Source organism: Streptomyces sp. bgisy159 (assembly GCF_057707805.1).
This window is the reverse complement of sequence record NZ_JBYIQX010000078.1, coordinates 1-13260: the sequence shown is the minus strand read 5'-3', so window position 1 is coordinate 13260 and position 13260 is coordinate 1. Positions and strand designations below refer to the sequence as shown.

Genomic DNA, 13260 nt, shown 5'->3' with positions numbered 1-13260 from the left:
CATGTCCCGATCAGACGATATTGCCCTGTCTCAGCCCCCCGTCACCGCTGACGACCTCGACCTTGCCGTGCAACTCGCCGTGGCAGTCCTTCGCGAGGCGCCTCCAGCCGCGTGGGAAGGCAAGGCCGGTTCGCTGGAATGGGACTGCTGGGAAACCGTCGAGCACCTCAGCGACGACCTCTTCGCCTGCGCTGCGCAACTGGGCCCCAAGACACCGCCCTTGGATGGCGAGGTTCCCTTCGTATGGGAGAGCCGACGTCCCGGCGGCCCAGCGAACGCCATTCACGCGAACCGCAAGGCGGGGCCCGTCGGCCTGCTGCAGGTCCTGGAAGCGAGCGGCGCGCTGCTGATCGCCATGGTGCGCACGACGCCTCCGCAGACCCGCGCTCACCACGTCTTCGGCGTCTCGGACCCCGAGGGCTTTGCCGCGATGGGGATCGTGGAGACCCTGGTGCACACGCACGACCTGGCACAAGGGCTCGGTCTCGCATGGAGCCCGCCTGCCGATCTGTGCTCTCGGGTGCTCGCTCGGCTGTTTCCGGACGCACCGTCGTCCACGGATCCCTGGTCCACCCTCTTGTGGGCCACCGGACGCGCCGAACTACCCGGACACCCCCGTCTCACCACATGGCGCTGGGACGGCACACCCCGGTCATAGGCTCAGGCGTCTCCGCCGCAGAGGAGAGGTTCAGTCGGGGTTGCCTGGTCAGGCTGCTGCTGAGATCGGTCGGCCACCCCAGCGGATGCCCTTCTCGCTTCGGATGCGGGCACGTTCCTTACGCTCGGCGGCGAGGACGTCGCGGTGACGGGCGTTGGCGTTGCGCCAGCGCAGGTAGGCGTGCAAGGCCCGGGTCTGCACGGTGTGGTTGGGGTGGTTGGAGTTGGCGATGGTGAACTGCCTCAGCGGTCCGAAGTGCGCCTCGATGGGGTTTGCCCACGAGGCGTAGGTCGGGGTGAAGCACAACTCGACCTTGTTCTTCCTCGCCCAGCGCCGGATGTCGGCGCCCTTGTGGGCGGACAGGTTGTCCATGATCACGTAGATCGGTGCGCCGTCGGGCCGTGCGGCGCGGATCGACTTCAGCGCGGCCAACGTGTTTCCGGTTCCCTTCTTGCGGCGGTTGACGCCCCACAGGCGGTCGTCGCCGACCGAGTAGCAGCCGTGGAAATACCGGACTCCGTGGGTGCGGTGGTAGGTGGCCGGCACCCGGTCGGGGTGCTTGCGTTCGGCCCAGCCCGAGCCTGCGGTGGGCCGGATTCCGAGCGGTCCGAACTCGTCGAAGGCGAACACCCGGTCGGGGAAGCGGTCAAGGACCTCCTCGATGCGGTCGAGCTTGGCGTCGCGGTCGGGATCAGGGGATTCCTTCCATGTCTTGGTGCGCTGGAAGGTGACACCGCGGCGGGCGAGCAGGCCGCGTAACCCCTCGCGGCCGATACGGATCGCCCGGCCGTGGACTTTCCGCAGGTAGGCGACGAGTTTACGCAGCGACCAGCGGGTGAAGGGCTGGCCGAGCTTGGTGGGGCGGGTGGTGGCCGTCCGGACGACGAAATCCTCGTCGTCACGACTGAGCAGGCGGGGACGGCCTCCCGCCCACCGAGGGTCCAGGCAGGCCAGGCCGATCTCGTTGAACCGATGAATCACATCGCGCACGGTGTCCTCGTCCGCCTGCACCAGCTGGGCGATCACCGGCACCCGGTTCCCGCCGGCCGAGGCCAACAACATCATCGCGCGCCGGTAGCGCACCGAGCTGGTGCTACCGCGGCGCACGATCTGCTGCAGCCGCTGCCCTTCCTGGTCAGTCAGTCTGCGCACACGGACAGGCTCGGCCACCGCGCCTCCAGCGGTCGGATCGGACGTCACCGCACATCCAACCGCCACGACCGCCAACCCGGCGAACCTATGCGGTCAGAGCACTAGCGACCCGGTGCGAGGGCACCGGTGACGTGGCCGAAGCGCTCTCCGGCGTGCGCGAGGGCCGTGCGCCGATCCCGCGGGCGGCCCTGGACGCGGTGTGCCGGTGGCGCGGCGACAGCGCCGCTCAGATCGCCCGGCTCATCACCGACCGCGCGACCTCCGGCCCGAGGGCCGACGACTCCACCCGCCACCACTCAGGCGCCACTGCGTCGCCCCAGGACGAAGGAGCATCCGTCCGATGACATCCCTCACGGCCGACGGCATGGCCGAGCTGTTCTCCGGCGCCGTCACGCTGGCCAAATCCGGCGAGAAGATCAGCCCCCGGGGCATGGCCACCCACGCAGTCCGCGACGTGCACCTGCTGCTCACCCAGCCCCGTGCCCGCCTGCTCTACGCCCCGCCCGCCCGCATCGTGAATCCGGCCTTCGCCGTCGCCGAGACGGTCTGGCACCTGTCCGGATCCGACGCCCCGTGGATCTTCGACTACAACGACCGGCTGCGGCAGTTCGCCGACGACGGCATCCTGCTGGGGGCGTACGGACCGAGGATGCGGAACTGGGCCGGCAGGTCGACCAACTCGCCCGCGTCGTGGAGATCCTTCAGGCCGACCCCGACTCCCGGCGAGCCCTGATCCAGCTCTACGACCCGGCCCAGGACGCCGCCGGGCACAAGGACGTGCCCTGCACCCTCGGGTTCCGGTTCCACCTGCGCGCCGGCCGCCTGCACATGGCGACCATGATGCGCGGCCAGGACGTATGGATCGGCATGCCGTACGACGTGTTCTTCTACACCGTGCTGCACGAGCTGGTCGCCGGATGGCTCGACGCGGAACTCGGCGAGTTCCACCTGCACATCGGCTCGCTGCACATCTACGACGAGCACATCGAGCAGGCCGACGCGCTGACCTCGCTCTCGGCGAGCGAGATCATGCCCGACCTGCGAACGCCCTGGACGGGATTTTCCGGCCTGCTCGACCAGGTCGAGGCCCGCGACGTGACCGGCCACCCAGGCTGGGACGCGATGGCCGAGACGCTGCGCAGCTACCGGCTGTGGAAGGACGGCAAGCACGAGCAGGCATGGCGGGCGGCAGACACGATCGACGGACCCCTCGGCCAGGCCCTCACCGCCTGGTACGGAGAGTTGGAGCGTCGCTCGGCCAAGCGCGCCGCGACGGCCGGGGCAAGGTGACCACCGCTATGAAGCGCACCCCCTCCGTCATCCTCGGCCTGTGCTCGTACACCCACGACTCCTCGGCCGCCCTTCTTGTGGACGGTGAACTCGTCGGCTTCGTCGAGGAGGAACGCCTCTCCGAGCAGAAGCACACCAAGCTCTACCCGGCCCGCGCCGTGGGATGGCTCCTCGACCAGGCCAAGCTGAGCGCCACCGACGTGGACGCCGTCGCCTACAACTTCCAGCCCGTCCACTACCTCGCCGAGTCGCCCGCCGCCCTGCGCATGGCGCTCTCGCCGATGACACGCGACCGGAGCCTGGCCCGTGCCCACGGGTTCGCCAAGGTCGCCCTGCGGACCCGACGGCGGCTGCGCGTCCTCGGTAGCCAGTTCCCCTCTGCCCGCGTCACACCGGTCCTGCACCACCGCGCCCACCAGCTCACGGCCTTCGCCGCCTCCGGCTGGGAGGAAGCCGCCGTACTCGTGGTCGACAGCCTCGGCGAGCGGCAGACCACCACCATCGCCCACGGCCACGGCATTCCGCGCCCCCGCGTCCGGACCCTGGAAGCGATCAACGACCCGGCCTCCCTCGGATACGTGTACGGCGCCGTCACCGAGCACCTGGGCTGGCGGCGGGGCGACGAGGAGGGCACCGTCATGGCGCTGGCCGCCCTCGGTGACCCCGCCCGCTTCCGCCACCTGTTCACCACGGCCGTCCGCACGACAGCCACGGGCTTTCGCATCCACCCCGGCTACTTCCCGACGCGCACCCTCACCTCGGGATACCCGAGGACATCTAGGCGGTTCGTCGCCGAGACCTGCCCCGAGCGGCACCCGAGCGAACCGCTCACCGACGTCCATCGAGACCTGGCGGCTGCCCTCCAGGAGCGGACCGAGCAGGTGACGGTCCACCTCGCCCGCCGCGCCCGTGTGCTCACCGGCTCCCGGCGCCTGTGCGTGGGTGGCGGCGTCGCCACGAACTGCGTGAGCATCGGGAAGATCATCGAGGCTGGCATCTTCGACGAGGTGTTCGTCCCGCCGGCACCGGGTGACGCCGGAACCGCGATCGGGGCCGCCCTCGCCGTGCACGTCGACGCGCGTACGCCTCGCCCGGTCGCTGGCATCGCCCGCCACTGCTACCTCGGCCCCTCCTACGAGGACCAGCCCCTCGACCTGACCCCATGGCCCGGCCTCCACCAGAAGACCCTGGGCATCGAGACCGCCGAGTTCCTCGCCGACCAGCTCGCCCACGGCACGATCGCCGGACTCTTCCAGGGAGGGGTCGAAGCCGGGCCGCGCGCCCTGGGCAACCGCTCGATCCTCGCCTCCCCGCTGGAGCCCGGCGTCGTGGAGCGGCTCAACGCCACCGTGAAGTTCCGCGAACCGTTCCGGCCCTTCGCCCCCATGGTCCCGGCCGAGTGCGCCGCCGAGTTCTTCACCCTCGGCCAGCCGGCGCCGTACATGTCCATGGCCTCCGGGGTGACAGACCTGACGCGCGAGCGGGTGCCGGCCATCGTGCACGCCAACGGCACCTCCCGCCTGCAGACCGTCACCCGGTCGCAGAACCCGTTCATGCACGCGGTGTTGACCGCCTTCGGCCGCCGGACCGGCGTACCCGTGCTGATCAACACCTCCCTCAACGTCAAGGGCAAGCCGATCTGCGGGACACCCGAGATGGCCCTGGACTGCCTGGCCAACTCCGGCCTCGACGCCCTGCTTCTCGAAGGGCGGTGGATCACCAAATGAAGATCGGATACAGCTTCTGGGGCTTCCTCGGCAACGGCGTCACCGACACCCCCGACGGAGGCCGCAGCCACCGCCGCCCCTTTATCGACGCCCTCCTTGCCCGCGGTCACGAGATCGTCTTCCTCCAGCCCGACCGCGACCGCCTCGAAGCCGGTGACGACCTCGGCGGCGCGTACACCTTCGACGACGGCCTGCCGGGCATCCACGCCCTGTTCCTGGAGTGGCGCTGGGCGATCCCCGGCCGCAACACCACCGTGTGCGGAAGCGAGGGGCACACCTGCGACCTCCACCGGCAGGCCCAGCTCATCAACCACTACACGGCCCGGTGCCAGACGCCCACCGTCATCTGGGACAAGGACCGCACCCTGCGCGTCGAGAGCGTGTGGCGCCGTACGGCCCACACCCGCGTCTGCGAGGCCGCGCTCGCGCCGACCCCCGGCGCGCACTCGCTGCTCTTCCCCGTCGCCGAGGACCTCCTTGCCCAGGCCGATCCCCTCACCCTTGCGGCGCGGCCCAGGGATCTCGCGCTCGGCTACGTGGGCAACCAGTACGACCGGGACGAGCCCTTCGACCGCTTCTTCGCCCCGGCCGCTGCCCGCGTCGAGCACCTGGTCGCCGGGAAGTGGACGAAGACTGGCCGCTGGCCGCACGTCCGCTTCGCGGGCCGGATCCCGTTCGAGGCCGCCGCTGGCGTCTACGGCCGGTCCCTGGCCACGGTGCTCATGCTGCCCGAGCGGTACGCCGCCGTCGGGCAGATGACCCAGCGCATCTTCGAGGCCGTGCTCGCCGGCTGCCTGCCGCTGGCCCCGGCGGACATCCGCTTCGCCGACCGGTTCGTCCCGAAGGAGCTGGTCGTGCGCTCCGGCAGCGACGTGCTCGAACGCCTCTCCTACCTGCGCGAGATCACCGGCACCGATCAGCACGCCGCCCTGATCGCCGCGTGTGTGGACCGCCTGCGTCTGTTCGGCCTGAGCAAGCAGGTCAACACCCTGGAGTCCGTCCTGCACGGCCTCCTCCAGGCCACCGCGACCGAGCGGGGAGCTGCCTGATGCAGACCGCTCGATCGACCACGGCGCGCGGATTCTCCGGGCGCGTCCCGGAGGATGGGGCCGCCGGACACCCGAACCTCTCTACGCTGGAGCACCATGAAGAAGGTCGCCATCGTCGGCTGCGGCGGCAGCGGCAAATCCCACGTGGCCCGCGAACTGGGCAGGATCCTCGACGCCCCGGTGACGCACCTGGACGCCGCGTTCTACGACGACGAGTGGAACGCGTTGCCCATGGACAAGTTCACCGACGTGCAGCGCGAGCTGGTCGCGCAGCCGCAGTGGGTGATCGATGGCAACTACAACTCGACGCTGCAGGTACGGCTCGAAGCCTGCGACACGGTGGTCCTGATGGACGTGTCGACCGCGGCGGCGCTGTACGGGATCTTCTCCCGGCAGATTCGGCACGGGGCCGGGCACAAGGGCAACGGGGTGCACAACCGCATCCACTGGGGCGTGATCAAGTACGTCGCCATGTACCGGCGCAAGATGCGGCCCCGCGTGATGGCGAAGATCGAGGAGTTCGGCTCCGGCGCCGATGTGGTGCTGTTGGCCAACCGGCGCCAGACGCGCCGCTGGCTGCGGAAGGTCGCCGCCGAGCAGTCCTGACCGGTCCGCGCCCCCGGTCAGGGGGTGCGGCATGAACGAGCCCAACCCGTTCCTGGACTCCGCCCGGCAGTCGGAGCTGTACGGACACGCTTCGCGGCTGGCCGGGCGCACCAGCGCCCTGATGCGCGCCAAGACCGCCGGACACCCGGTGCCCGAGACGATGGTCAGCCTGGTACAGACCCACCACGCCCGGCCCGACCGGCTCGGCGTGGTGCTCGACATCGGCTGCGGTCGCGGCACGAGCAGCCTCGTCATCGCCGAGCAGCTCCGGCCCCAGCGCGTCGTGGGCCTGGACGCCGCCCCCTCCCTGCTCGCTCAGGCCCGCGAGCGCGCCAAGGACCTGCCCGACAGCACGGTGGACTTCGTCGAAGGCGACTTCCACGGCCTCCCCCTGCCCGACGGGTCGAGCGACATAGTCGTCGCGGCGTTCTGCATCTACCACTCGCCGCACCCCGAGGACGTCGTCGCGCAGATCGCCAGGGTCCTCGCCCCCGGGGGTCTGGCCGTACTCGTCACCAAGGGCCTCGACAGCTACCGGGAGATGGACCAGCTGGTCGTCTCCGCCGGCCTCGATCCGCGTGCCGCCCAGCACGAGAGCCTCTACACCTCAGCCCACAGCGGCAACCTCGCCGACGTGGCCGCCTCCTCGCTCGACGTGATCGCCGTCCTGGACGAGGAGCACGTCTTCACCTTCGACGGCCACGACCACACGGCCCAGTATCTGGCCACCAACCCCAAGTACGACCTGGCGCCTGGCCTGTACGGCAAGCCCGGGGCCCTGGCGGCGACCCTGCACGAGTTCCTTCCCGACCAGCCGCTGACCACCCGGTCCCGCATCACCTTCGTCGTCGCCCAGCCGAAGGAAGGAGGAGCGCCGGCATGAGCCCCGCCCCGTTCACCAAGCACTACGCGGAACCGGAGCGTGCGTCGGGGGCGGTGCGCCACTACCGGTGGCTCACCGCGCACGCCAAGCCTCTGCGGCAGCCGGCCCTCCACACCGCCGGACCGCAGTCCCTGACGTTCGAACGGATCGAGGGCCGCTCCGTACGCCCCGAGGACCTCCCGCGCGTGGCGGAACTGCTGGGCCACGCCCACGGTGCCGCCTGGGCCAGCGACCTGCACTCCGCGTCGCTGGACACCCCGCACCACTTCCAGGACGGCACGCAGTTCGACGACTACCTCGGTCCCCGGAAGGTCGCCATACGGCGACGCCACGAGCAGGGCTACCTGCCGAACAAGACGGCACTGCACGCGATGCTCGGCCTGCTGGAAGCGACCACCGAGGGACCCTGCGCCTTCTACAAGGACAGCAACCCGCGGAACTTCATCATCACCAGCACGCAGGACATCGTCGCCGTCGACACCGACGACCTGTCCCTCGCCCCGATGGGCTACGACCTCGCCAAGCTCGTCGCGACGCTCCACCTGACCTACGGACCGCTCACGGACCAAGCCGTCACCACCGCCCTGCTCGCGTACAACGCGGCAGCCCGACGCCACGACGCCCGGCTGGGCGTGACGGACCGGGGCCAGCTCGACAGCTTCCTGGGCCTGCACGCCGTGCTCACCGCCCCGTACGTCGGCCGCAACGGCTACCGCTACAGCCTGCCCCTCCGTTTCAGCCACCGAGGAGCCTCATGATCACCACCGAACTCGTCTTCGTCCGGCACGGCCAGGCCCAGTGCAACGCCGACGGCCTCGTCGGGGGCCCGCGCACCTGCACCGGCCTGACCAACCTCGGGTACGCCCAGGCCAAACAGGCCGCACGCCGCCTGGCCACCGAGCACCTGAAGAAGCCCTTCGACGTGATCTACGCCGGCCCGCGGATCCGCCTCGTCCAGACCGGCGAGATCATCGCCCAGACGCTCCAGATCCCCGTGCACCACGACGACCGACTCGACGGCCCGGTCCACGGCGACGCCGACGGCCAGCCCTGGGACGCGGTGAAGACGGCCGCCGACGGCGGGCCGCACGCCCACCCCGACACGCCCTGGGCCAACGGCTCCGACACCTGGAACGGGTTCCTGGAGCGCGCCAGCAGGAACCTGAGCCAGCTCATCGAGGAGAACCACGGCAGGCGCGTCGTCTTCGCGGCCCACGGGGAGACGGTGATCACCGCACACACCCTGCTGCTCGGCATCCCGATCGGCTCGCCGGCCGGATTCACCCACAACCACGCCTCCATCACCCGCTGGCAGCACCACCGCAACCGCCTGGGCCAGACCCGCTGGATGCTCGACCGGCACAACGACACCGAGCACCTCAGTCTCCTCACGCCGGAGCCGACCCCGTGATCGCGACCTCGGACGACCCCCGCATACGACTGGCGCACCACCTCCTCGGCGCAGTCGAGATCGCAGCGGACCCCGCGCTCCCGCCTCGCGTCGTACGCCTGGTCGCCGGCGACGGGCGTCGCTTCATCGCGAAACAGCACGCGGAGCGAGACCGGTTCGCCGGAGAACTCCACGCCTACGCGGCGTGGGGCACCCATCTCACTGGCCACGCACCGGAGTTGGTCGGCTGGGACGACGCCACCCGCACCCTGCTGCTCACCGCACTCACAGGCGACCGCGCGGACACCGTCGCTCCGGGCTCGCCCGAGGAGGAACTGGCCCACCACGAGGCCGGGCACGTGCTCGGCAAGCTGCACCGAGCCACCGCCATGCCCCAGGGCGGTGCCGTCGGCGCCTCGCTCGCCGAGCGGTTCCAGCGGTGGATCGACCGGGCCGTCCACGCCGACCTACTCGACGCGGCCGACGAGAACCTACTGAAGCACCACGCGGCGATCCTGGGCGCCAGCCACATGGACAGCGCGATCTGCCACCTCGACTACCAGCCGCGCAACTGGCTGCTCGGCGGCACCCTCGGCATCTACGACTTCGAGCACATGCGACGCGACGCCCGGGTCCGTGACTTCGCCCGGCTCGAATTCCGACGCTGGCAGGCCGCACCCCACCTCCGCACCGCTTTCTTCGACGGCTACGGACGCTCGCCCAATGACACCGAACGACGCCTCCTGGAGTCCTTCGGCGCCATCGAGGCGGCCACAGCCCTGGTCAAGGGCCACCACGAGAATGACGCCGCCCTCAGCGCGCACGGCAGAACCGTCCTGTCCCGGCTCACCTGACCTACCCCTTCGGCGACACCTCTCTGGAGATCCCCGTGCCAAAGCACGAGCAGCCCCCGACCAACGCTGCCCCCCGACGGGCCGTGGTGACCGGCTCCGCCGGATTCATCGGCTCCCACCTCGCCCACGCCCTCGTCCAGGCCGGCACCACCGTGATCGGCGTGGACCGCCGAGACCCGTCCACCGACCCGACGGCCGCCGCCAACCTCGCCGCGCTGCGAGGATGCCCGGGATACCACCACGTCACGGCTGACCTCCTCCACTGCGCGATCGACCCGCTCCTGATCGACGCCGACGCGGTCTTCCACCTCGCCGGCATCCCCGGTGTACGGCCCTCCTGGGGACCGCAGTTCGGCGACTACCTCGCGTCCAACGTGCTGGCCACCCACCGCGTCCTCGAAGCCTCCACCCGGATCGGCGTCCCCCGACTGTCGTCGCCTCCTCCTCCAGCGTCTACGGTCCGACCGACGGCGACGCGAGCCTCGAGACCGACCGTCCCAATCCCGCCTCCCCGTACGCCGTGACCAAGCTGGCCGAGGAGCAGCTTTGCCTCGCCTACGCCGGGCGCCCCGTCGGCCCCAGCGTCGTCGCCCTGAGGTACTTCACCGTCTACGGCCCCCGGCAGCGCGCCGACATGTTCACCCACCGCGCCCTGTACGCCGCCCTGACCGGACAGCCCCTGCGTCTGTACGGAGACGGCCACCAGCGCCGCGACTTCACCTACATCGACGACGTTGTCGCCGCCACGATCGCCGCCGCCGTCGTCCCGACCGCGCACGGCGCCATCAACGTCGGCGGCGGATCGAACGCATCGCTGCTGGACTTGATCAACATAGCCAACAGCCTCACCGGCCGCGAGATCCAGCTCCAGCAGGACCACATGCGCAACGGGGACGTCCTCCTGACCCGTGCCGATCCCGGCCGCGCGGGAGAAGTCCTCGGCTGGCAGCCGCGCGTCGACCTCCACAGCGGACTGCGCGCCCACATGCAGGCCCTGGCCACGCCGGTACCCGACTACAGCCGGGCCGCGTAGCCCTACGCCTCGGAATCCGAGAGGAGTGCTCATGGAAACCCCCGAGCGAGCGCGGCTGGACGCCTTCTTCCGGAGGATCACCGCGCAGTTCCCCGCCGGCCAGGCGATCACGACGCTGGTCATCACGCACCTGCTCCCGGAACGACCCGCGTTCTTGCGCGCCATGACCGCGGTGTCCACGATCGGCGCCGTCCTCCCCAAGCCCCGGTCGATCCACCAGCCGACCCTCGACACCGTTCGCCGCACCCTGCCGGTCCACGACCTGACCCGGGAGCGTTTCAACGACGAGACCCAGGCCCTGCACTACCTGGAGGACACGGCCGGCGGCCAGGACGTCGTCCTGGTCGACATCGGCGGGTACTTCGCGGCCAGCCTCGACACCCTCGTGAACAAGTTCTCCGGCCGCGTCCTCGGCGTCGTCGAGGACACCGAGAACGGACACCAGCGGTACACGGCCCTTGGTTCCCTGCCGTGCCCGGTCGTGTCCGTGGCCCGCTCCCCGCTCAAGGACTGCGAGGACCACCTCGTCGGCCGGTCCATCGTGTTCTCCACCGATGCCCTCGTCCGCGCCCGCGGGGACATCCTCACGAGCCGCAGCGCCTGCGTCATCGGCTTCGGCAAGATCGGCCGCGCCATCGCCCAGACCCTGCGCGCCCAGGACCTGCGCGTCACCGTGTACGACCACGACGCGGTCAAGCGGGTGCAAGCGCACGCCCTCGGCTTCCGCACCAGCGCGTCCACCACCGAAGCCGTCCATGACGCGGAACTCGTCCTGTGCGCCACCGGCAATCTCGCCCTTCGGCACGAGGACTTCGCCGCCCTGCGGAACGGCGCGTACCTCGGATCGGTGACCTCCTCCGAGGACGAACTCGAACTCGACAGCCTCCACGACATGTACGAACGCGAGCCCGTCGGCCCCCAGTTGACCCGATACGAGGTCACCGGCCACTACTTCTACGTTCTTGCCGACGGGGGTGCTGTCAACTTCGTGCACGGCGCCGCCGTCGGCACCTACATCCACCTCGTCCAGGCCGAGATAGTCGCCGCCACCGCCGCCCTCAGCCACGCCCGCTTCCAGCCCGGACTGCACGAGATGCCGGCGGCCGACCGCGACGCCATCGCCAGAACCTGGCTCCGCCACTTCGAAAGGTGACTCCGATGCCTCCCTCCACCGACCACATCCGCGCCGTCACGGAGGCGTACCTCGCCCGCCACCCGGACGAATGCGACTCCCTGGCGCTGCTGTTCGCCGCTCTCGCCGGCGCGGACGCGCCCACCAGCCGCAAGACCTTCCCCGCCCACGTGACCTGCAGCGCCATCCTCATCAACGGTGAAGGGCAGGTGCTGCACATCGCACACAGGGCGTCCGGGAAACTGCTGGCGCCCGGCGGGCACAACGAACCGGCCGACCAGCACCTGCGCGACGCCGCCCTGCGCGACTGCACGAGGAGGCTGGCATCCCGCCCAGCGCGGTCGTCCCCCTCGCCGGCCACGAGGACATCCCCCTCGACATCGACGTGCACGCGATCGACGCGAACCCGTCGAAGAACGAGCCGGCCCACCACCACGTGGACTTCCGCTGGGCATTCCACCTCGGTGCGGAACACGCGGTGACGCTTCAGGAGGAGGAGGTCGACGGCTACCAGTGGCGGCCGTTCGCGACCGCCGCCTCACCCAACGTCCGCGCCAAGCTCGCCCAGCTCACCTGAAGCCCCCACGCTTACCCGTCCACCAGGAGGACGCCGTGGCCGCCACCACAGCCCGACCGACCGGCGTCGAACCGCGCCGGCACATCGCCGTCATACCCTGCCGCTGGGGTGCTTCGCGCTTCCCCGGCAAACCGCTGGCTCTCCTCGGCGACAAGCCGCTCCTCTGGCACGTCCACCAGCGCTGCTTGGAGGCCAAACGTCTCGACGGAGCCATCGTGGCGACGGACGACGAACGTATCGAGGCGGCGTGCAGCCAACTGGGCATCGAATGCATCCGTACCGGAGAGCACCTCACCGGCACCGACCGCGTCGCGGAGGTCGCCGAGCTCCTGCCGGCCGAGGCGTACATCAACGTCCAAGGCGACGAGCCGTTCATCTCGCCGACCGCCATCGACGACGTCTCCGAGGCACTGGAGTACAAGCCACCAGGCACTCTCGCCGTGAACGCGTATGCCGAACTGCACGACCCGGGCGGCGTCCTCGACCACAACGTCGTCAAGGTCGTTGTCTCGGCCCGTAGCGAGGCCCTGATGTTCTCGCGCCAGCCCATTCCCTATCCCAAGGGTGACCGCCCGAAGTACCTACGCCAACTGGGTCTGTACGGCTTCACCGGCCCAGCTCTCCAGCGCTTCCGACAACTTCAGCAGGGGCCCTTGGAACGCGCCGAGGGTGTGGAGATGCTCCGCTTCGTCGAGCACGGCCACGCCGTGCACATGGTTCCTGTCCTGGACGATGGTGTAGCGGTAGACACCTCGGAGGATCTGGCGCGAGCCGAGCGCCTTCTCAATCAGCCGTTTCAACCTGGCCACCGATCGGGTGACGGTGCCGTAGGGCGCCACAGGCCAGAGGCCTGAGCTGGGAGTGGGGTGGCGGTGACCCGGACGACCGTGAGTCACGGTCGTTGCTATA

The 13260-nt window shown here is 70.3% G+C and carries 15 protein-coding genes and 1 pseudogene; 15 read left to right on the top strand and 1 reads right to left on the bottom strand.

The window, feature by feature from the left end; translation table 11 throughout:
- Position 1 precedes the first annotated feature (1 nt).
- A complete protein-coding gene (locus AC3ET3_RS35240) occupies positions 2 to 658 on the top strand; it encodes a hypothetical protein (RefSeq protein ID WP_435613646.1) in 657 nt (218 codons plus the stop codon).
- A 48-nt stretch (positions 659 to 706) separates the two neighbouring features.
- On the opposite strand, the gene AC3ET3_RS35235 is transcribed toward AC3ET3_RS35240, so the two are convergent.
- Positions 707 to 1828 carry an IS630 family transposase gene (locus AC3ET3_RS35235; RefSeq protein WP_435613645.1) on the bottom strand — a complete coding sequence of 374 codons (1122 nt, stop codon included), beginning with the start codon at positions 1826 to 1828 and terminating at the stop codon, positions 707 to 709.
- A gap of 113 nt (positions 1829 to 1941) precedes the next feature.
- Here AC3ET3_RS35235 and AC3ET3_RS35230 point away from each other — a divergent pair, with 113 nt between their 5' ends.
- The 14 genes and pseudogenes from AC3ET3_RS35230 (at position 1942) to AC3ET3_RS35165 (ending at position 13205) form a co-directional block, all read left to right on the top strand.
- Entirely contained in the window at positions 1942 to 2154 is a 213-nt protein-coding gene (locus AC3ET3_RS35230; RefSeq protein ID WP_435613644.1) for a hypothetical protein, read from the top strand.
- Complete coding sequence (locus AC3ET3_RS35225) at positions 2151 to 2543, top strand: hypothetical protein (protein ID WP_435613643.1); 393 nt, start codon at positions 2151 to 2153, stop codon at positions 2541 to 2543. The genes AC3ET3_RS35230 and AC3ET3_RS35225 overlap by 4 nt, the downstream gene beginning before the upstream one ends.
- Positions 2501 to 3100 (top strand): thymidylate synthase, encoded by a 600-nt coding sequence (locus AC3ET3_RS35220; protein WP_435613642.1) that lies wholly within the window; start codon positions 2501 to 2503, stop codon positions 3098 to 3100. The genes AC3ET3_RS35225 and AC3ET3_RS35220 overlap by 43 nt, the downstream gene beginning before the upstream one ends.
- A gap of 8 nt (positions 3101 to 3108) precedes the next feature.
- Complete coding sequence (locus AC3ET3_RS35215; RefSeq protein ID WP_435613641.1) at positions 3109 to 4827, top strand: carbamoyltransferase family protein; 1719 nt, start codon at positions 3109 to 3111, stop codon at positions 4825 to 4827.
- The gene (locus AC3ET3_RS35210; protein WP_435613640.1) at positions 4824 to 5876 is read left to right on the top strand and encodes a glycosyltransferase family protein; all 1053 of its coding nucleotides are present in this window, start codon (positions 4824 to 4826) and stop codon (positions 5874 to 5876) included. Before AC3ET3_RS35215 ends, AC3ET3_RS35210 begins: the two co-directional genes overlap by 4 nt.
- Positions 5877 to 5972: 96 nt before the next feature.
- Complete coding sequence (locus tag AC3ET3_RS35205) at positions 5973 to 6482, top strand: P-loop NTPase family protein (RefSeq protein WP_435613639.1); 510 nt, start codon at positions 5973 to 5975, stop codon at positions 6480 to 6482.
- A 31-nt stretch (positions 6483 to 6513) separates the two neighbouring features.
- Positions 6514 to 7365 carry a class I SAM-dependent methyltransferase gene (locus tag AC3ET3_RS35200; protein ID WP_435613638.1) on the top strand — a complete coding sequence of 284 codons (852 nt, stop codon included), beginning with the start codon at positions 6514 to 6516 and terminating at the stop codon, positions 7363 to 7365.
- The gene (locus AC3ET3_RS35195) at positions 7362 to 8123 is read left to right on the top strand and encodes a phosphotransferase (RefSeq protein ID WP_435613637.1); all 762 of its coding nucleotides are present in this window, start codon (positions 7362 to 7364) and stop codon (positions 8121 to 8123) included. Before AC3ET3_RS35200 ends, AC3ET3_RS35195 begins: the two co-directional genes overlap by 4 nt.
- On the top strand, positions 8120 to 8776 hold the full coding sequence (locus AC3ET3_RS35190) for a histidine phosphatase family protein (RefSeq protein ID WP_435613636.1): 657 nt from the start codon (positions 8120 to 8122) through the stop codon (positions 8774 to 8776). The genes AC3ET3_RS35195 and AC3ET3_RS35190 overlap by 4 nt, the downstream gene beginning before the upstream one ends.
- The gene (locus AC3ET3_RS35185; protein WP_435613635.1) at positions 8773 to 9609 is read left to right on the top strand and encodes an aminoglycoside phosphotransferase/kinase family protein; all 837 of its coding nucleotides are present in this window, start codon (positions 8773 to 8775) and stop codon (positions 9607 to 9609) included. The genes AC3ET3_RS35190 and AC3ET3_RS35185 overlap by 4 nt, the downstream gene beginning before the upstream one ends.
- A gap of 35 nt (positions 9610 to 9644) precedes the next feature.
- A pseudogene (locus AC3ET3_RS35180) lies at positions 9645 to 10642 on the top strand (NAD-dependent epimerase/dehydratase family protein).
- Between the two features lie 31 nt (positions 10643 to 10673).
- Complete coding sequence (locus AC3ET3_RS35175) at positions 10674 to 11795, top strand: adenosylhomocysteinase (protein WP_435613634.1); 1122 nt, start codon at positions 10674 to 10676, stop codon at positions 11793 to 11795.
- Positions 11796 to 12159: 364 nt separating this feature from the next.
- Complete coding sequence (locus AC3ET3_RS35170) at positions 12160 to 12351, top strand: NUDIX hydrolase (protein WP_435613633.1); 192 nt, start codon at positions 12160 to 12162, stop codon at positions 12349 to 12351.
- Positions 12352 to 12386: 35 nt separating this feature from the next.
- Positions 12387 to 13205 carry a 3-deoxy-manno-octulosonate cytidylyltransferase gene (locus AC3ET3_RS35165; protein ID WP_388209889.1) on the top strand — a complete coding sequence of 273 codons (819 nt, stop codon included), beginning with the start codon at positions 12387 to 12389 and terminating at the stop codon, positions 13203 to 13205.
- Positions 13206 to 13260 lie beyond the last annotated feature (55 nt).